Annotated in this window: 20 protein-coding genes and 1 tRNA gene; 15 read left to right on the forward strand and 6 right to left on the reverse strand. The window is 68.6% G+C overall.

The window, feature by feature from the left end:
- Nucleotides 1–3: 3 nt before the first annotated feature.
- The 3 genes from IE173_RS15525 to IE173_RS11815 form a co-directional block, all read right to left on the reverse strand.
- Complete coding sequence (locus IE173_RS15525) at nucleotides 4–600, reverse strand: hypothetical protein (RefSeq protein WP_229842070.1); 597 nt, start codon at nucleotides 598–600, stop codon at nucleotides 4–6.
- A gap of 94 nt (nucleotides 601–694) precedes the next feature.
- On the reverse strand, nucleotides 695–1,054 hold the full coding sequence (locus IE173_RS11810) for a hypothetical protein (protein ID WP_191283700.1): 360 nt from the start codon (nucleotides 1,052–1,054) through the stop codon (nucleotides 695–697).
- 60 nt (nucleotides 1,055–1,114) lie between these two features.
- A tRNA-Gly gene (locus IE173_RS11815) sits at nucleotides 1,115–1,185 on the reverse strand.
- A gap of 54 nt (nucleotides 1,186–1,239) precedes the next feature.
- Here IE173_RS11815 and dcd point away from each other — a divergent pair.
- Entirely contained in the window at nucleotides 1,240–1,845 is a 606-nt protein-coding gene (gene dcd / locus IE173_RS11820) for a dCTP deaminase (RefSeq protein ID WP_191283701.1), read from the forward strand.
- A gap of 7 nt (nucleotides 1,846–1,852) precedes the next feature.
- On the opposite strand, the gene idi is transcribed toward dcd, so the two are convergent.
- A complete protein-coding gene (gene idi / locus IE173_RS11825) occupies nucleotides 1,853–2,398 on the reverse strand; it encodes an isopentenyl-diphosphate Delta-isomerase (protein ID WP_191283702.1) in 546 nt (181 codons plus the stop codon).
- A 21-nt stretch (nucleotides 2,399–2,419) separates the two neighbouring features.
- Between idi and IE173_RS11830 the strand changes: the two genes are divergently transcribed.
- From IE173_RS11830 to IE173_RS11855, 6 genes are read left to right on the forward strand one after another with little or no spacing between them, the layout of a single operon-like run.
- Complete coding sequence (locus tag IE173_RS11830; protein ID WP_191283703.1) at nucleotides 2,420–3,484, forward strand: polyprenyl synthetase family protein; 1,065 nt, start codon at nucleotides 2,420–2,422, stop codon at nucleotides 3,482–3,484.
- Nucleotides 3,481–4,365: a phytoene/squalene synthase family protein gene (locus tag IE173_RS11835; RefSeq protein ID WP_229842071.1), complete on the forward strand. Its 885-nt coding sequence runs from the start codon at nucleotides 3,481–3,483 to the stop codon at nucleotides 4,363–4,365. Before IE173_RS11830 ends, IE173_RS11835 begins: the two co-directional genes overlap by 4 nt.
- Nucleotides 4,362–5,939, forward strand: a complete 1,578-nt coding sequence (gene crtI, locus IE173_RS11840; protein WP_191283704.1) for a phytoene desaturase family protein — start codon at nucleotides 4,362–4,364, stop codon at nucleotides 5,937–5,939. Before IE173_RS11835 ends, crtI begins: the two co-directional genes overlap by 4 nt.
- Nucleotides 5,936–6,286: a lycopene cyclase domain-containing protein gene (locus tag IE173_RS11845; RefSeq protein WP_191283705.1), complete on the forward strand. Its 351-nt coding sequence runs from the start codon at nucleotides 5,936–5,938 to the stop codon at nucleotides 6,284–6,286. Before crtI ends, IE173_RS11845 begins: the two co-directional genes overlap by 4 nt.
- Complete coding sequence (locus tag IE173_RS11850) at nucleotides 6,283–6,633, forward strand: lycopene cyclase domain-containing protein (protein WP_191283706.1); 351 nt, start codon at nucleotides 6,283–6,285, stop codon at nucleotides 6,631–6,633. Before IE173_RS11845 ends, IE173_RS11850 begins: the two co-directional genes overlap by 4 nt.
- A complete protein-coding gene (locus tag IE173_RS11855) occupies nucleotides 6,630–7,487 on the forward strand; it encodes a prenyltransferase (RefSeq protein WP_191283707.1) in 858 nt (285 codons plus the stop codon). Before IE173_RS11850 ends, IE173_RS11855 begins: the two co-directional genes overlap by 4 nt.
- Here IE173_RS11855 and IE173_RS11860 read toward each other — a convergent pair.
- On the reverse strand, nucleotides 7,476–8,867 hold the full coding sequence (locus IE173_RS11860; protein WP_191283708.1) for an MFS transporter: 1,392 nt from the start codon (nucleotides 8,865–8,867) through the stop codon (nucleotides 7,476–7,478). The two genes, IE173_RS11855 and IE173_RS11860, sit on opposite strands and share 12 nt — an antisense overlap.
- Nucleotides 8,868–9,206: 339 nt before the next feature.
- Between IE173_RS11860 and dnaK the strand changes: the two genes are divergently transcribed.
- From dnaK to IE173_RS11900, 8 genes are read left to right on the forward strand one after another with little or no spacing between them, the layout of a single operon-like run.
- Complete coding sequence (gene dnaK / locus IE173_RS11865) at nucleotides 9,207–11,087, forward strand: molecular chaperone DnaK (RefSeq protein WP_191283709.1); 1,881 nt, start codon at nucleotides 9,207–9,209, stop codon at nucleotides 11,085–11,087.
- Nucleotides 11,088–11,089: 2 nt separating this feature from the next.
- Nucleotides 11,090–11,797: a nucleotide exchange factor GrpE gene (locus IE173_RS11870; RefSeq protein ID WP_191283710.1), complete on the forward strand. Its 708-nt coding sequence runs from the start codon at nucleotides 11,090–11,092 to the stop codon at nucleotides 11,795–11,797.
- Between the two features lie 28 nt (nucleotides 11,798–11,825).
- A complete protein-coding gene (locus IE173_RS11875; RefSeq protein WP_191283711.1) occupies nucleotides 11,826–12,797 on the forward strand; it encodes a DnaJ C-terminal domain-containing protein in 972 nt (323 codons plus the stop codon).
- A gap of 5 nt (nucleotides 12,798–12,802) precedes the next feature.
- Nucleotides 12,803–13,231 (forward strand): heat shock protein transcriptional repressor HspR, encoded by a 429-nt coding sequence (locus IE173_RS11880; protein ID WP_191283712.1) that lies wholly within the window; start codon nucleotides 12,803–12,805, stop codon nucleotides 13,229–13,231.
- A 41-nt stretch (nucleotides 13,232–13,272) separates the two neighbouring features.
- The gene (locus IE173_RS11885) at nucleotides 13,273–15,435 is read left to right on the forward strand and encodes an ATP-dependent Clp protease ATP-binding subunit (RefSeq protein WP_191283713.1); all 2,163 of its coding nucleotides are present in this window, start codon (nucleotides 13,273–13,275) and stop codon (nucleotides 15,433–15,435) included.
- 49 nt (nucleotides 15,436–15,484) lie between these two features.
- The gene (locus tag IE173_RS11890; protein WP_191283714.1) at nucleotides 15,485–16,273 is read left to right on the forward strand and encodes an alpha/beta fold hydrolase; all 789 of its coding nucleotides are present in this window, start codon (nucleotides 15,485–15,487) and stop codon (nucleotides 16,271–16,273) included.
- Nucleotides 16,266–16,835, forward strand: a complete 570-nt coding sequence (locus tag IE173_RS11895; protein WP_191283715.1) for a TetR/AcrR family transcriptional regulator — start codon at nucleotides 16,266–16,268, stop codon at nucleotides 16,833–16,835. Before IE173_RS11890 ends, IE173_RS11895 begins: the two co-directional genes overlap by 8 nt.
- Nucleotides 16,835–17,455 carry a hypothetical protein gene (locus IE173_RS11900; protein ID WP_191283716.1) on the forward strand — a complete coding sequence of 207 codons (621 nt, stop codon included), beginning with the start codon at nucleotides 16,835–16,837 and terminating at the stop codon, nucleotides 17,453–17,455. The genes IE173_RS11895 and IE173_RS11900 overlap by 1 nt, the downstream gene beginning before the upstream one ends.
- Here the strand turns inward: IE173_RS11900 and IE173_RS11905 are convergent.
- Nucleotides 17,408–18,406 (reverse strand): LLM class F420-dependent oxidoreductase, encoded by a 999-nt coding sequence (locus tag IE173_RS11905; RefSeq protein ID WP_191283717.1) that lies wholly within the window; start codon nucleotides 18,404–18,406, stop codon nucleotides 17,408–17,410. The two genes, IE173_RS11900 and IE173_RS11905, sit on opposite strands and share 48 nt — an antisense overlap.
- Between the last annotated feature and the right edge of the window lie 20 nt (nucleotides 18,407–18,426).

Genomic DNA, 18,426 nt, shown 5'->3' on the forward strand with positions numbered 1-18,426 from the left:
GCCCTACAGCTGAATCAGAAGATCCGCTTCGGCGGCCTTGAACCTCGCCATGGCGAGGCTCGACTTTGCCTTGTCCCCGATGAGATACGTGAAGATCGAAGGATTCTTGGGCAGTGGGTGAATGATCTGAACCTGGCTCGTCAGCGAGATGAGGACGTCCTCGATGTGTTCTTCGCCACCCAAAGCCTTGGCGCTCGCAAGTCGCGCGCGCAGGATCACCGATGCTCCCGCGGCCGCCAGGTCGATGTCGACACCGGAACCGGCGTTGCCGAGAATCATCCCGGTCTCGCTGTCGACGACCGCGACGCACATCGCGCCGTCGAAACTCAGCAGCTTCGCGAGAACGGCATCCAGGCTCGGGCGGTCGTCGGCCGGCTTGGCGACGGGTGCCGCCTCCACCACCTCGGCAACCGCAACCGCCGGTGCCGCGTCCGCCGTCTCCTCCGCAGCGTTCGCGGCGGCGGCCTTCGACGCGGGAATGAAGTTGTCGAGCTTCTGGGCCCACCCCGAGAAGTCCGGCTCGGAGTAATCCGGGCGGTCCGGTTCCTTCTCCTTTTTGGAGCGACGGAGACCCGATACCAGTCGGGATTCAAGGCTCATCGCACGGCATCCTCTTCTATCGCGGTCGAGGACTCTATGGTTTCGAGCGACGGGCGCGACAGAAACCCCCACTTGTGGGCAGCAGGCGTTCGAGCTAGAGCTCGAGCTGCCTTTCGCACTCGGCGACCTTGTAGCGCGCCATGGCCAGATTCGACTTGTTCTTGTCGACGGCGAGGTAGAGGAAGATCGAGGGGTTGGCGGCGAGCGGTCGAACGATGTCGTACTGGTTGCTCAACGTGATGAGGATGTCGTCGATCGCGTCGTCGGACCCCAGGGTTCCGAGCGACTTCAGCTGGGCGCGAACCACCTCGGTGTTGGCGGCCGCCGTGATCTCGAGGTGCGCGTCCGATCCGGCATGGCTCAGGACCATCCCGGAGCTGCTGTCGACGAGCGCCGCGGATCGTGCCCCGGAGAGTTCGAGAAGCTGTTTCAGCGACTCGGCGACGTTCGACATGTTCTGGATCCTCGCTAGGAATTCCTACGCAGACACTGTGATCCTAGCCAGCCCACTGGGAGCGGATGACGGGAATCGAACCCGCGCTATCAGCTTGGGAAGCTGAAGTTCTGCCATTGAACTACATCCGCGCGCTGCCCTTGCGGGCGACTTCGACAGTGTAACCGAGCCGGTAGCCTCGACCCATGCTGCTGAGTGACCGCGACATCCGCCTAGAGCTCGACGCGGGACGCATCGCGCTGGAGCCGCTCGACCGCGAGATGATCCAGCCGTCGAGCATCGATGTGCGACTCGACCGCTTCTTTCGGCTGTTCGACAACCACAAGTACCCGTTCATCGACCCGGCCGAAGATCAGCCCGAGCTGACCCGGCTGATCGAGACGAAACCCGACGAGCCGTTCATCCTGCACCCGGGTGAGTTCGTGCTCGGCTCGACGTTCGAACTGGTCACGCTGCCCGACGACGTCGCGGCGCGACTCGAGGGCAAGAGCTCGCTGGGACGCCTCGGGCTGCTCACCCACTCGACGGCCGGCTTCGTCGACCCCGGATTCTCGGGTCACGTGACGCTCGAGCTGAGCAACGTCGCGACCCTGCCGATCAAGCTCTGGCCCGGGATGAAGATCGGGCAGCTCTGCTTCATCCGCACCTCGTCGCCGGTCGAGAACCCCTACGGGTCCGGGCCGTACGGCAACCGGTATCAGGGGCAGCGCGGGCCGACGGCATCCCGGTCGTTCCAGAACTTCCACCGCACCGACGTCACCACCACCGACGCGGGGGCGACCGGAGGCTAGAGGGGCTTCAGCGCGCGGTGGGGTCCCACTGCTGGAGCTGCAACACGAGCCAGGGGCTGAAGGCGAACGGGGCCGCCGTCACCGCCTTCACGAGGTCGGCGGGCACGACCCAGGCCCAGTCGTCGACCTCGTCGGGCTTGGGCATCGGGTCGTCGCGGGCGACGGTGCGGTAGACCGGGCAGATCTCGTTCTCGACGACGCCGCCGGCGTCGACGGCGCGATAGCGGAAGTCGGGAAGCACCAGGTCGAGTTCGCCGATCGGCAGTGACAGCTCCCGCAGTCCCCGGCGGCGCACGGCATCCTCGATGTCTTCGCCCGGACCGGGATGTCCGCAGAAGGCGTTGGTCCACACCCCGGGGAAGGTGAGCTTGGTGACCGCGCGGCGGGTGACGAGCACCCGGCCGCGGGCGTCGAAGACGTGGCACGAGAACGCCAGGTGCAGCGGAGTGTCGTCGCCGTGCACCGACTCCTTGTCGGCGACGCCGATCGGTTCGCCCGACTCCGAGAGCAGCACGACCTGCTCAGTGGTCGAAGGTCCTGGGGGCTGTGACATGGGGCGGGGTATTCTGCGTGAATGGATGCGGAGCTGGCGACCGCGACGGCGCGGCAGTCGCAGGTCGACGCCGTTCTGGCGCGTCTGTTCAGCCTAGCCCGCAAGCGCGCGGAGCCCCTGGGTGCGGCCTACGTCGAACTCTGGGACCGCATCGAAGCCTCGACGACCGGGGGCAAGCGGTTCCGCCCCCGGATGGTGTTCGCGGCCTACTCGGCGCTCGGCGGCGACGACTTCGACGCGGCGGCCTATGTCGGCGCGGCCTTCGAGTTGCTGCACACGTCGCTGTGCCTGCACGACGACGTCATCGACCGCGACTTCACCCGCCGCGGCGCACCGAACGTCGCCGGGGCGTTCCGGGATCGCGCCCTCGCGGCGGGCGCCGAGCCGGCGACCGCCGAGCACCACGGGGTGAGCGCCGCCGTCATCGCGGGTGACCTCGCCCTGTTCAACGCGTACCGGCTGATCGACCGCAGCGGGGCCGCGGGCGAGATGCGTGCCCGGCTGCTCGAGGTGATGGATGAGGCGCTCTTCGCGAGCGCCGCGGGCGAGCTGATCGACATCGACTTCACCCTGCGTCCCGCCGTGCCGCACGTCGACGACATCCTCAGCATGGAGCGGCTCAAGACCGCGGTCTACTCGTTCGAGGGTCCGCTGCAGGCGGGCGCGATTCTCGCCGGCGCCCCCGACGAGACGGTGGCGACGCTCGGCGAGTTCGGGCGCGAGATCGGCATCGCCTACCAGCTCATCGACGACGTGCTCGGGGTGTTCGGCACCGAGGAGCAGACGGGTAAGACGACGGTCGGCGACCTGCGCGAGGGCAAGCGCACCGTGCTCATCGCCTACGCCGCGAGTGCCCCCGACTGGGAGGGCTACTCCGCGCTGTTCGGCGATCCGGCCCTCACGGACGAGGGCGCGGCGACCCTGCGCGGGCATCTCGTCGACTCGGGTGCGCGCGGGTTCGCCGAGGGCCTCGCGCGGTACTACGTCAACCGCGCACTCGCCCGGCTGGTCGAGCCGCACATCCCGGCGGCCCTGCGGGCGGAACTGCATCCCGTCGCCGACGCCGTACTCGGTCGCGTGAAGTGACCCGCCCGCACCTTTACGACGAGGTCGCCGACCAGACCGCGAGCCTCGTCATCCGCCGCTATTCCACGTCGTTCGGCATGGCGTCGAGACTGCTCGGGGCCGGGATCCGTCAGTCGGTGGAGAACATCTACGCACTCGTGCGGGTCGCCGACGAGATCGTCGACGGCGGCGCCGAAGAGGCGGGGCTCGACCGCGCGCAAGCCGGGCGGATGCTCGACGCCTACGAAGCCGAGACCGAGCGGGCCATCGCCGAGGGCTACAGCGCCGACCTCGTCGTGCACGCCTTCGCCCGCACGGCCCGTGAGACCGGCTTCGGCCCTGAGCTGACGCGACCGTTCTTCGCCTCGATGCGCGCCGACCTCAGCCGAACCGAACACGACGCCGAGAGTTTCGCCGCCTACGTCTACGGCTCGGCCGAGGTGGTGGGGCTCATGTGCCTGCGAGTGTTCGTGAAGGATGCGCCGCGCCCCTACACGGCCGACGAGCTCGCCACCCTCGAGTCGGGGGCGCGTGCCCTCGGCGCCGCATTCCAGAAGGTCAACTTCCTGCGTGACCTCGCAGCGGATCACGACAGACTGGGTCGCAGCTACTTTCCCGGCGTCGATGTGACCCGGCTGACCGAAGACGAGAAGAACACCTTGCTCGACGACATCGACGCCGACCTCGCCCGCGCTGCGGCGACGCTTCCGCTGCTGCCAAGCAGCTCCCGCCGAGCGGTCGTGCTCGCGCAGCAGCTGTTCGCCGAACTCTCCGGCCGCCTGCGCCGCACGCCGGCCGAGGTGCTCATCCGCACCCGGGTGCGCGTGCCCGATCCGGTGAAGCTGCGCATCGCGCTCGGCGCAGCAACCCTCGGTAGCCGGCAGGGCGGAGGCCGCTCGTGAGTCGCATCGTGATCATCGGCGGAGGCATCGGGGGACTCGCGGCGGCGGCGCTGCTGGGCCGCGAGGGGTACGACGTCGTGCTGCTGGAGCAGCATGAGGCGTTCGGCGGCCGGGCCGGGTCGTGGGAGAAGGACGGGTTCCGATTCGACACCGGACCGTCGTGGTATCTCATGCCCGAGGTCTTCGACCACTTCTTCCGACTGCTCGGCACGAGTGCCGACGCCGAGCTCGAGCTCGTGCAACTCGACCCCGGCTATCGGGTCTACGCCGAGGGCGAGGACGAGCCGTTGGATGTCTCGGCCGACGTGCACGAGACCCTCGCCACCTTCGAGCGGCTCGAGCGCGGCTCGGCGCTGCGCGTCGCTAAGTACCTCGACCGCGCGAAGGAGATCTACGACCTCGCCAAGCAGCGGTTCCTCTACTCGACGTTCGTGAAACTCGCGCCCGTGTTCCGTGGGGAGGTGCTCGCGAACGGCCCTCGGCTCGCGCGGTTGCTGCTGGAGCCGCTCGATCGACTGGTGAACCGCACGGTGCGCGACATCCGTCTGCGTCAGGTGCTCGGCTACCCGGCCGTGTTCCTCGGCTCGGCGCCCGCGCTCGCTCCCAGCATGTACTCGCTGATGAGCCACCTCGACCTCGTCGACGGCGTGTACTACCCGGTCGGCGGGTTCGTCGAAGTGATCGGCAGTATCGAGCGCCTCGCCCGCTCCGCCGGCGCCGACCTGCGCGCCGGGGTCACGGTGCGCCGCATCGTCGTCACCGATGGGGCGGCGACCGGAGTGGAGCTCGCGGACGGCGAGGTGCTCGAGGCCGACATCGTGGTGTCGGCCGCCGACCTGCACCACACCGAAACCGTGCTGCTCACCGATCCCGAGACGCGCAGCTACCCCGAGGAGTACTGGCAGAAGGCCGTCGCCGGGCCGAGCGCCCTGCTCGTCTATCTCGGTGTCGAGGGGGAACTGCCGCAGCTCGAACACCACACGCTGTTCTTCGCCCGGGCGTGGGCCGAGAACTTCGAGGCGATCTTCGGTGACGAGCCCCGGGTTCCTGAGACGCCATCGTTCTATGTCTGCAAGCCGAGCGGCGTCGACCCGTCGGTCGCCCCCGACGGGGCCGAGAACGTCTTCGTGCTCGTGCCGATCCCCGCCGACCCCGCCCTCGGTCACGGCGGCCTCGACAGCGCCGGCGATGAGCGGTTGGAAGCGCTCGCCGATCAGGTCATCGAGCGGATGACGGAGTGGGCCGGCATCCCGGATCTCGCGACCCGCATCGTGCTGCGCCGCACCGTCGGACCCGCGGACTTCGCCGACGACCTCAACGCCTGGATGGGCTCGGCGCTCGGACCGGCGCACGTGCTGAAGCAGAGCGCCTTCTTCCGCCCGGGCAACGCGTCGAAGAAGGTCGCGGGTCTCTACTACGTCGGCTCGTCGACGATCCCCGGCATCGGGCTGCCGATGTGCCTCATCTCGGCCGAGGTGCTCGTCAAGCGGCTGCGCGGGGACACCACCGCCGGCCCGCTGCCGGAGCCGCTCACCGCGGTCACGACGACTCTCGCCGGGCGAGCGCTCGGGTGAACCTCCTCTACCTCGCGGCGTTGCTCGTCTCGATCGCCGGGATGATCGTGCTCGACGTGCGGTTCAAGCTGTTCTTCGCCGCCTCGCCGTGGCGCGCCGCGATCGTGCTCGTCGTCGGGGTCGCGTTCTTCCTCGCCTGGGATGTCGCCGGCATCACCCTCGGCATCTTCTTCCGGGGCAACCCCGACCTCCTCACCGGGGTGCTGCTGGCACCCGAACTGCCCCTCGAGGAACTGTTCTTCCTCGTGCTGCTCTGCTACACGACGATGAACCTCTACGCCACCGCCTCTCGGTGGTCGAGTAGCGCCCGAAGGGCGCGTGTCGAGACCGGGAGCGCCGACAGGTGAGCTACTGGATGCTCAACCTGGTATTCCTCAGTGTGGTCGCCGTGGTCGCCATCGCGTCCATGATCGCCCGCCGTTCCCCGAGGTGGCGCGCCGTCGGCCTCGCCGCCATCCCGCTGGTGATCCTCACCGCAATCTTCGACAACATCCTCGTCGGCACCGGCATCGTCGGTTACGACCCTGCGCTCATCTCGGGAGCGAAGATCGGGGTCGCTCCGCTCGAAGACTTCGCATACGCGATTGCGGCGTTGGTGTTGCTGCCGTCGTTGTGGGCGTTGCTCGGGGGGAGGTCTCGACACGCCGCCTCCGGCGGCTACTCGACCACCGAGGCGGCGGGGGTGGACGAGTGATTCGCGCGCTGGTGCTGACGAGTCGGCCGCTGTCGTGGGTGAACACGGCGTTCCCGTTCGCGGCCGCGTACTTCATGACGACCCGTGAGGTCGACGTGACGCTGATCGTCGGAACGCTGTTCTTCCTGGTGCCCTACAACTTCGCGATGTACGGCATCAACGACGTGTTCGACTACGCCTCCGACCTGCGCAACCCGCGCAAGGGCGGCGTCGAGGGAGCCCTGCTCGACCCCCGCTGGCACCGGCTGGTGCTGTGGCTCTCGGGCATCCTGGCGTTGCCGTTCGTGGTGTACCTGGTACTCGTCGGCAACCCGGCGAGCTGGGTCGCGCTCGCCGTGAGCCTGTTCGCCGTGGTCGCCTACTCGGCCGCCGGCCTCCGCTTCAAGGAGCGCCCGGTGCTCGACTCGCTCACTTCGAGCACCCACTTCGTCTCGCCCGCGGTGTACGGCCTGCTGCTCGCCGGCGCGACCTTCACCCCCGCACTGTTCGCACTGCTCGTCGCGTTCTTCGTGTGGGGTGCGGCGTCTCACGCCTTCGGTGCGGTGCAGGATGTCGTGGCCGACCGGGAAGGCGGCATCGGTTCGATCGCGACCGTCATCGGCGCGCGTCGCACGGTGCGGCTCTCGGTGGTGCTGTATCTGCTCGCCGGCATCCTGCTGCTCGCCACGGACTGGCCGGGCCCGATCGCCGCGGTCTTCGTGCTGCCCTACGTCGTCAACGCCCTGCCCTGGTGGCGGGTGACCGACGAGACGGCACCCACCGCGAATCGCGGATGGCGGCGGTTCCTCTGGCTCAACTTCGCGACCGGTTTCGGCGTCACGATGCTGCTGATCGCCTCCGCGCTATCCAGCTGACGCGGCGCTGTTTCGACGCGGGGGGCGGACGAACAGCATCAGCACGAGGCCGACCAAGAGGATGAGCACGATCCCGAGCACTCCCCACGCCGTCGAGCCGAAGATCGCGATCGCGCCCGCCCATGCGAGCGGAGACAGGAAGCTCGCCGCCCGGCCGGTGGTCGCGTAGAGCCCGAAGATCTCGCCCTCGCGCCCAGCCGGGGTGAGGCGGGCGAGGAACGACCGGCTCGCGGCCTGGGCCGGCCCGACGAACACCGTCAGCAGCAGCCCGAAGATCCAGAACACCGTCGTGCCGAGGTCGCGGGCGAAGAAGACGACGAGCCCCGCCACGACGAGTCCGGTGAGCGCGGTGAGGATGACGGCGCGCGCCCCGAAGCGGTCGTCGAAGCGTCCGGCGATGATGGTGCTGATTCCCGCGATGATGTTCGCCGCGACCCCGAAGAGGATGACCTCGATCTGGCTGAAGCCGAAGACGGTGGCGGCGATGATGGCGCCGAAGGTGAAGACTCCGGCGAGGCCGTCGCGGAACACCGCGCTCGCCAGCAGGAACCAGAAGGTCGGACGGGTCTCGCGGAAGATGCGGATGATGTCCTTTACGAGCACGACGTAGCTGCGGAAGAAGCCGACCTTCTCGCGGCCGGCGGCGGGAGGGGCCTCGGGCACGTTGAGGAAGATCGGGATGCAGAACAGCACCGTCCACACCGCACACCCGACGGCGACGATCCGGATGTTGAGCCCATCCTCGGTCGGGATGCCGAACCACGCACTCTGCTGCATGACGACGACGATGACGAGCGCGACGATGCCGCCGAGGTAGCCGAAGCCCCAGCCGAGTCCGCTGATGCGTCCCACCGTCTTCGGCGTCGACACCTGCACGAGCATCGCGTTGTAGTTGACGCCGGCGATCTCGCTGAACACCGACCCGACGGCGATGAGGCCCGCCCCGAGCCAGAAGAACGAGTAGTCGGCCTCGACGAAGAACAACAGCGCCGTCGTGACCACCAGAAGACCGGTCGCGATCCCCAGGGTGAGCTTGCGGCGGCCGCTGGCATCCGCGCGCTGGCCGAGAACGGGAGCGAGCAGCGCGATGAGGACGCCGGCCACGCCGATCGCCAGGCCCAGGCCCGAGGTCAGGACGGCGTTCTCACCGCTCGCGTCGGGCTCGGTGCCGGCCGGAAGGAAGAGTTCGCTCGTGAGATAGACGGAGAAGACGAACGTCAGAATGACGGTGTTGAACGGCTGCGTCGCCCAGTCCCAGAGGGCCCACGACCACACCTGTTTCTTCGGGACGACCTTCCCCTCCTGGAGGTCGAGTCCCATGACGCCGATGGCGCCCGTGTTCGCGGTGGTCGGGATGACGTCGGGGCGAGGGTCGGTCATGGCGGCACGCTACTTCCGTGAGGTGAACGCCCGGTATCCGCACTGATCCGGGTCACGTGCAACCTACTCTCCGAGGAGCATTTCGCGCGTCAATGCGGGCGAAAGCGGTCCATCCGGACCGCCGCGGTCGCCCGTGTCCGCCGTAGTCGCCCGGAAAACGCACGTCGGTGGCCGACAGCGGGGAAGACGCAAGGGTTGAGTCACGGGGACTCAAGTCGAGTTGACAAAGTTATCCACAGGTCGCAAACTTGAGTCAGCGCGACTCATGCTTCGACACGCCGGCTGCGCCGGCTACTCAGCAACCGGGTCGCATCCATCGAACAAGGAGTACATACGCACATGGCCCGCGCAGTCGGAATCGACCTCGGAACCACCAACTCGGTGGTCGCCGTGCTCGAAGGTGGCGAGCCCACCGTCATCGCGAACGCCGAAGGTTTCCGCACGACCCCGTCGGTCGTCGCCTTCACCAAAGACTCGGAGGTGCTGGTCGGCGAGACCGCCAAGCGCCAGGCCGTCACCAACGTCGACCGCACCATCGCATCCGTCAAGCGCCACATGGGTACTGACTGGAAGCACGACATCGACGCCAAGAAGTACACCCCGCAGGAGGTGTCGGCGCGCATCCTGGGCAAGCTCAAGCGTGACGCCGAGCAGTACCTGGGCGAAGACGTGACGGATGCCGTCATCACCGTTCCGGCGTACTTCAACGACGCCGAGCGTCAGGCCACCAAGGAGGCCGGTGAGATCGCGGGCCTCAACGTGCTGCGCATCATCAACGAGCCGACCGCCGCGGCCCTCGCCTACGGCCTCGACAAGGGCAAGGAAGACGAACTCATCCTGGTCTTCGACCTCGGTGGCGGAACCTTCGACGTCTCCCTGCTCGAGGTGGGCAAGGACGACGACTTCTCGACCATCCAGGTGCGGGCGACCGCCGGTGACAACCGCCTCGGCGGTGACGACTGGGATCAGCGCATCGTCGAGCACCTCATCAAGAAGTTCAAGGACACCACCGGTGTCGACGTGAGCAAGGACAAGATCGCCCTCCAGCGCCTCAAGGAGGCCGCCGAGCAGGCGAAGAAGGAACTGTCGAGCTCGACCAGCGCGAGCATCCAGCTTCCCTACCTGTCGCTCACCGAGAACGGCCCGGCCAACCTCGACGAGTCGATCACCCGCGCGCAGTTCGAGCAGATGACCTCCGACCTGCTCGACCGCACCAAGAAGCCGTTCCAGGACGTCATCAAGGAGGCCGGCATCAAGGTCGCCGACATCGACCACGTCGTGCTCGTCGGCGGTTCGACCCGCATGCCCGCCGTCACCGACCTGGTGAAGAAGCTCACCGGCGGCAAGGAGCCCAACAAGACCGTCAACCCGGATGAGGTGGTCGCCGTCGGCGCCGCCCTCCAGGCCGGCGTGCTGAAGGGTGAGCGCAAGGACGTTCTGCTCATCGACGTCACCCCCCTGAGCCTCGGCATCGAGACCAAGGGCGGCATCATGACGAAGCTCATCGAGCGCAACACCGCCATCCCGACCAAGCGCAGCGAGACCTTCACGACCGCCGACGACAACCAGCCGTCGGTCGCCATCCAGGTGTTCCAGGGTGAGCGCGAGTTCACCCGCGACAACAAGCCGCTGGGCACCTTCGAGCTCACCGGCATCGCGCCGGCGCCGCGGGGTGTTCCGCAGATCGAGGTCACCTTCGACATCGACGCCAACGGCATCGTGCACGTGTCCGCGAAGGACAAGGGCACCGGCAAGGAGCAGTCGATGACGATCACCGGCGGCTCGTCGCTGCCCAAGGAAGACATCGAGCGCATGGTGCGCGAAGCCGAGGAGCACGCCGCCGAAGACAAGGCCCGCCGCGAGTCGGCCGAGACCCGCAACAGCGCCGAGCAGCTCGCCTACTCGATCGAGAAGCTGATCAAGGAGAACGAAGACAAGCTTCCCGACGACGTCAAGACCGAGGTGCAGGGCGACCTTGACGCGCTGAAGACCGCACTGCAGGGTGAGGATGACGACGCCGTGAAGTCGGCGTTCGACAAGCTGGTTCTCAGCCAGACCAAGCTGGGCGAAGCGATCTACAGCGCGGCGACTCCGGAACCGGATGCCGCGGCCGAGGAGCCGACTGCGGGAGCGGGCGACGAAGACATCGTCGACGCCGAGATCGTCGACGACGAAGAGCCGAAGACCGACGAAGCGCCGGCCGAGGAGCCGAAGAAGTAGGAATGACCGACGACGCGAAAGACAAGACGCCCAAGGGCGACGACGACGCGCCGAAGATCCACGACAAGCGCAAGATCGACCCCGACACCGGGGAGGCGCGCGTGACCGAACCCGTCGCCGACGGCTTCCGCAAGAAGCCGACCGATGAGCCTGTCGAGGACTCCACGGTCGACTCTGACGAACCTGCGGTCGACGAAGCGCCGGAGGCCGACGACATCCCGTTGATCGCCGCCGAAGGCGCCGACGTCGAGTTCACCGACGAAGACCTCGAGCTGCTCGCCGAGGCGGAGCGCGACCTGGTCGCGGAGTACCGCGATCGGGCCGCCCGCGCGGAGGCGGAGTTGAAGAACTTCCGCACCCGCGTGGAACGCGACCGTCAGGCGAACCGTGAAGTCGTGATCGCCGAAGTCATCCGTTCGCTGCTGCCCGCGATCGACGATCTCGACCGGGCCGACGCGCACGGCGATCTCGTCGAGGGCAGTCCGCTCGCGATCGTCGCGCAGAAGATCCGCGCCGGCTTCGACAAGTACGGGCTCGTGAAGGTGGGCGAGAAGGGCGAGCGGTTCGACCCGAAGCTGCATGAAGCGCTCGTGCGCCTCCCGAGTGCGGATGTCGAGTTCGACACGGTCGCGGATGTCATCGAGCCCGGCTACCTGATCGGTGAGCGCCTCATCCGCGCCGCCAAGGTCGCCGTCTCCTCGCCCGAGTAATCAGTACGAGCAGGCCGGGAGGGCGCGCATGGCCAGTCAGGACTGGTTCGACAAGGACTTCTACGCCGTTCTCGGCGTGAGCAAGGACGTCTCCGACGCCGACCTCAAGAAGACCTACCGCAAGCTCGCGCGGCAGCATCACCCCGACTCCAACGCGGGGGATGCCAAGGCCGAGGCGCGGTTCAAGGAGATCAGCGAGGCGTACTCGGTGCTGTCGGATGCCGGCTTGCGTGCCGAGTACGACCAGCTGCGGGCGATGGGGTCGGGCGCGCGGTTCACCGCGAGCGGAGCGGGCGCTCAGGGCTTCGACGACATCTTCCGCGGCTTCGGCCGGGGAGCGCAGCGCAACCAGAGCGACTTCGACGACATCCTCGGCGGGCTCTTCGGCGGCAGCACCGGCCGATTCGGGCAACCGTCGGGCGGGTTCGGCGGGTTCGGCGGCCCCACCAAGGGCGGCGACATCACCGCCAACACGACCCTCGACTTCCTCACGGCGATCCGCGGCGACACCGTCGGCCTGAAGATGCAGGACGGTCGTGAGGTGAAGGTGAAGATCCCCGCAGGCGTCGCCGACGGGCAGAAGATCCGGCTCAAGGGCAAAGGCCAGCAGAGCATCGACGGCGGCGAGGCGGGTGACCTCGTCATCACGGTGTCGGTGCGCCCGCATCCGGTGTTCGAGCGCGACGGGCTCAACCTGCGCGTCGATGTGCCGGTCACGTTCGCCGAGGCCGCACTCGGCGCCACGATCGAGGTGCCGACGCTCGAGGGCGACGCGGTGCGGCTCAAGGTCGCGGCCGGCACCCCCTCGGGTCGGGTGCTTCGGGTGAAGGGCCGCGGGGTCACCACCCCGAAGGGCACGGGCGATCTGCTCGCCGAAGTGGTCGTCGCGGTGCCCAGCAACCTGTCGCCCGCGGCGACCGCCGCGCTCGCGGAGTTCGCGAAGGCCACACCCGAGAATCCGCGGGACGAGCTGCTCGCCCGAGCCCGCGCGGGGAGGTGACGGCGGTGAGCGAACTCGACGAGAACAGCCCGTTGTTCGCGATCGCGGTCGCCGCCGAGCTCAGCGCGATGCACCCGCAGACGCTGCGCCAGTACGACAAGCTCGGGCTGGTCAGCCCGCGACGCACCGCCGGGCAGTCGCGGCGCTACTCGATGCGGGATGTCGTGCAGCTCCGCGAGATCGCCCGCCTGAGCGCGGAGGGCCTCAACCTCGAGGGCATCCGCCGCATCCTCGAACTGGAGAACCAGGTGTCGGCACTCACGGGGCGCGTGCGCGAACTCGAGCGCGCGCTCGCCGACGAGTTGCTGAACCGCCCGGGCCGCCGCGTCTTCGCGGCGGGTTCGGAAGGCGACGTGATCCCGCTGCGGGCGGGCACGCGCACCAAGAAGTCGACGTCGGTCGTCGTCTGGCGACCGTTCGGGCCACGGGACTGAAGACCCGAACCAGCCGGTATCGAACGGAGTAGAAGAAGGTCATGGCCAACATGCAGGGCGCCCCGACCTCGGGGCAGCAGGAGGAGCAGAAGACCGCCCTCCAGCAGTACGGCATCAACCTCACCGAGATCGCCAAGAGCGGCAAGCTCGACCCGGTGATCGGGCGGGATGCCGAGATCCGCCGGATCAGCCAGGTGCTGACCCGGCGCACCAAGAACAACCCGGTACTCATCGGCGAGCCCGGCGTCGGCAAGACCGCCGTCGTCGAGGGCCTCGCCCAGCGCATCGTGGCGGGCGACGTCGCCGACTCGCTCAAGGACAAGCAGCTGGTCTCGCTCGACCTGGCGGCTCTCGTCGCCGGCGCGAAGTACCGCGGCGAATTCGAGGAGCGCCTCAAGGCCGTGCTCAAGGAGATCAACGACTCCGAGGGCCAGATCATCACCTTCATCGACGAGCTGCACACCCTCATGGGTGCGGGCGGCGGCGAGGGCTCGGTGGCGGCCGCGAACATGCTCAAGCCGATGCTGGCGCGCGGCGAGCTGCGCATGATCGGCGCCACGACGCTCAACGAGTACCGCGAATACATCGAGAAGGACGCTGCGCTCGAACGCCGCTTCCAGCAGGTGTACGTCGGCGAGCCGAGTGTGGAAGACACCGTCGCGATCCTGCGCGGGCTCAAGGAGCGCTACGAGGCCCACCACAAGGTCACGATCGCCGACAGCGCCCTGGTGGCGGCGGCATCCCTCTCCAACCGGTACATCACCAGCCGCCAGCTGCCCGACAAGGCGATCGACCTCATCGACGAGGCGGCGAGCCGCCTGAAGATGGAGATCGACTCGAACCCGGTCGAGATCGACGAACTCAAGCGCGCCGTCGACCGGCTCAAGATCGAAGAGCTCGCCCTCAAGAAGGAGAAGGATGCCGCCTCGAAGGCGCGGCTCGAGAAGTTGCGTGCCGACATGGCCGAGAAGGAGTCGCAACTCGGGCACCTGCAGACACGGTGGCTCGCCGAGAAGGCGTCGCTGCACTCCGTCGGCGACCTGAAGACCCAGCTCAACGACGCGCGCATCGAACTCGACCGCGCGATGCGCGAGGGTGACTACCAGAAGGCGTCGAAGCTCAACTACGAGACGATCCCCGGCATCGAGACCCGGCTGCAGCAGGCCGAGGAGGCGGAGCAGACCGGGCCGCGCATGGTCAACGACCAGGTGACCGACGAGGACATCGCGTCGGTCGTCGCGGCCTGGACCGGCATCCCCGTCGACAAGCTCAAGCAGGGCGAGACCGAGAAGCTGCTGAACCTCGAGGGCGAGCTGGGGAAGCGGCTCATCGGGCAGAAGGATGCCGTTCGTGCGGTCTCCGAGGCGGTGCGGCGCACGCGGGCCGGCATCTCCGACCCCGACCGCCCCACCGGATCGTTCATGTTCCTCGGCCCGACCGGCGTCGGAAAGACGGAACTCGCGAAGGCGCTCGCCGAGTACCTGTTCGACGACGAGAAGGCGCTCGTGCGCATCGACATGTCGGAGTACGGCGAGAAGTTCTCGGTCTCGCGTCTCGTCGGTGCCCCTCCCGGGTATGTCGGGTACGAGCAGGGCGGGCAGCTCACCGAAGCCGTGCGCCGTCGCCCCTACTCGGTGATCCTGCTCGACGAGGTCGAGAAGGCGCACCCCGAGGTATTCGACGTGCTGCTTCAGGTGCTCGACGACGGCCGGCTCACCGACGGCCAGGGCCGCACCGTCGACTTTCGCAACACGATCCTGGTGCTGACCTCGAACCTCGGCTCGCAGATCCTCGTCGACCCCAACCTGCCCTGGGAGCAGAAGAAGGCCGCCGTGAACGACCTCGTGCGACAGGCGTTCAAGCCCGAGTTCGTCAACCGGCTCGATGACATCGTGGTGTTCTCGCCGCTGTCGACCGAGGATCTCGGTCAGATCGTGTCGCTGTACATCGACCGCCTCGAGCGGCGCCTCGGCGAGCGGCGGCTGCAGCTCGCGGTCACGCCCGAGGCGCGGTCGTGGCTCGCGGAGCGCGGCTTCGACCCGGTGTACGGGGCCCGGCCGTTGCGCCGGCTCATGCAGCACGAGATCGACGATCGGCTCGCGCGTGCCCTGCTGGCGGGGGACGTCCACGACGGCGACACGGTGCGCGTCGACCTCGCGGGCGACGACCTCACCGTCTCTCGGATGGAGATCGCGGAGGTCTAGCGCGTCACGCGCCTTGACGACTCGGGCTAAGGCCATTAGCCTGAAAGCTATGCACGCTCCCCTCGATCCTCGTGTCTCCTATGAGGTCGCCGGCGACGGACCCCTCGTCGTCTGCGTTCCCGGAATGGCCGACCTGCGATCCACCTTCCGATTCACCGCACCCGCGCTCATCGAGGCGGGCTACCGGGTCGCGATCATCGACCTCCGCGGCCACGGCGACAGCGCGACGGACTTCGACCGCTACGACAACCCCGGCAACGCGGAAGACGTGGCAGCGCTCATCGACCACCTCGGGGGCCCGGCCGTGATCATCGGCAACTCGATGGGTGCGGCCGTCGGCACCCTCGTCGCGGCGGAACGCCCCGACCTCGTCGCCGGACTGGTGCTCGTGGGGCCGTTCGTTCGGAACGGCAAAGCGAACGCCCTGCTCAGGGCGGTGATGCGCGTCGCGACCTCCGCCCCTCTGGTCGGCGTCACGTGGAAGAGCTATCTGCCCTCTCTCTACCGGGGCACCCCGCCGACGGACCTGCCGGACTACCTCGCCGCAGTCGCCACCGGCATGAAGGGTCACGAGAAGGCGATCTCCGCGACGATGCGCACGAGCCACGACGTGGCCGAGGCGGCGCTTCCGCGGGTCACGGCCGACACGCTCGTCGTGATGGGTGAGCTCGACCCCGACTTCCCGTCACCCGCCGGCGAGGCCGCGTGGATCGCCGAGCAGCTCGGTGCCGAGGTGCTGATGGTGCCGGATGCCGGCCACTACCCGCACTCCCAGCGACCCGATCTCGTCGTGCCGGCCGTCACGGCCTTCCTGCAGAAGGTCACCAGGCGTGCCTAGGGCAGGAGTCACGACCGCCCGGGTCGTCGAAGAGGCCGAGCTCCTCGCCGACGAGGTCGGCCTCGCCGACGTCACCCTCGCGCAGATCGCCGGACGTCTCGACGTGAAGGTGCCGAGCCTCTACAAGCACGTCGCCGGGCTCGACGCGCTGCACGCGCTCGTGGAGGCCCGGGCGAAGGCCGACCTCGCGGATGCGTTGGGCCGCGCAGCGGTGGGCGTTGCGGGCGACGACGCGGTCGACGCGCTGGCCGACGCCTACCGCGACTGGGCGCGCCGGCATCCCGGGCGCTACAGCGCCACCCTCAAGGCGCCCGACCCCGACGATGAACCGGCGCAGGTGGCCAGCGCCCGTGCGGTGCAGGTCGTCTTCGACGCCCTCGCCGGGTACGGACTGACCGGCGAAGCCGCGATCGACGCCACCCGTGCCTTCCGGGCCGCGCTGCACGGGTTCGTCGCACTCGAGGCCGCCGGCGGCTTCGGGCTTCCTCAGAACGTCGACCGCAGCTTCCACAAACTCGTGGATGCGCTCAAGCGATCGCTGCGGGACTGGGACAAGCTCTGATGCGGCGCGCTCTGCTCGTCACCGTCGGTGCGCTCTTCGTGCTCTACCCCGCCCTCCGCCCCTGGCAGGACGAGACGCTGGCCGACGGGGCGGCTGCGGCGATGGGGTCGCCGTTGTGGGTGGCGTCGCACTCACTCGCGATGCTGGGCTTCATCCTGCTTCCCGCGGTGCCGATCGTCTTCGCCTGGCACGAGAAGCGTGGCCGACGCACCCTCGTGTCTGCCGCGATCGTGCTCTGGCTCGGCGTCGGGCTCGTTCTGCCGTACTACGGCGCGGAGGCGTTCGCGCTCAATGCCGTCGCCACTCTCGGTGGCACCGACCTCATCGCGGTGTCCGACTCGATCCGTTTCGGGCCGGTGCAGGGCCTCTCGTTCCTGGCGGGTCTGCTCCTGGTCGCGGCGGGCGCCGTGCTCACCGCCGCCGGTCTCGCCAAGTCCCACCCGTGGTGGCTCGGCGTGGCCTTCGCGGCGGGGTTCGTGCTGTTCGGTCCGCAGTTCGCCGGGCCACCCGCCGTGAGGGTCGCCCACGGCGTGCTCGTCGGCATCGGCTGCCTGCTCCTCGCGGGGGCGCGCTCAGGCGAGGGCCGGGATGACCTCGCGCTCGAACAGCTCGACGCCTGAGCGGTCGTAGGCCGACTCCGGGAAGTAGTGGATCGAGTAGCCGAGACCGAGATCGCGGCGTTCCCGCAGCACGTCGACGACCTGCTCGGGAGTCCCCGCGACGGCCTGCGCGGGGCTCGGCTCGCGGTACTGCGCGGCGACGTCGGCGGCACGCCGGGCGCCGAGGTGCGGCACCAGGCGAGCCTCGACGGCGTCGATGCGGTCGCTCACCTCGGCCTCGCTCGCCCCGACGATCGTGTTGAAGTTGCTCGACCGGGTGATGGCGTCGAAGTCGGTGCCGTGCTTGGTGCAGTGCCCCCGCAGGAGCTCGCTCTTGCGGGCGAACTCCTCCGCGCCGCCGTTGAAGTTGGTGTACCGAGCGTGCTGAGCGGCGATCCGCAGCGTCACCTTCTCACCGCCGCCGGCGACCCACAGCGGGATGCCGCCCGCCTGCACCGGCAGCGGCCGCACGATCGCTCCCGACACCTGGTAGTGCTCGCCCTGCAGCGTCGCCGAGCCGGTCTCCCACGCCTGCCGCATGATCTGCACGCCCTGGTCGAGCATCCGCAGCCGCTCCGGCGCCTCGGGGAACCCGTACCCGTAGGCCCGCCACTCGTGCTCGTACCAGCCGGCGCCGATGCCCATCTCGAGGCGCCCGCCCGACACGTGGTCGACGGTCGCGGCGACCTTCGCGAGGTAGGCGGGGTTGCGGTAGGCCATGCAGGTGCACATCTGCCCGAGGCGGATGCGGTCGGTCACCGCCGCGAACGCTGCCATGAGCGTCCACGCCTCGTGGGTCGCCTCCTCGCTCGGCACGGGCGTCGTGTGGAAGTGGTCGTAGACCCAGAGCGACTCCCACGGCCCCGCGTCGGCGGCGAGGGCGAGCCCCTTCATCGTCGCCCAGTGCTGCTCCGGCGGGATCCCCACCAGGTCGAAGCGCCAGCCCTGCGGAATGAAGATGCCGAATCTCATTCTTCGAAGCTACTTGCATA

The organism is Pseudolysinimonas yzui (assembly GCF_014653215.1).
GTDB lineage: Bacteria > Actinomycetota > Actinomycetes > Actinomycetales > Microbacteriaceae > Pseudolysinimonas_A > Pseudolysinimonas_A yzui.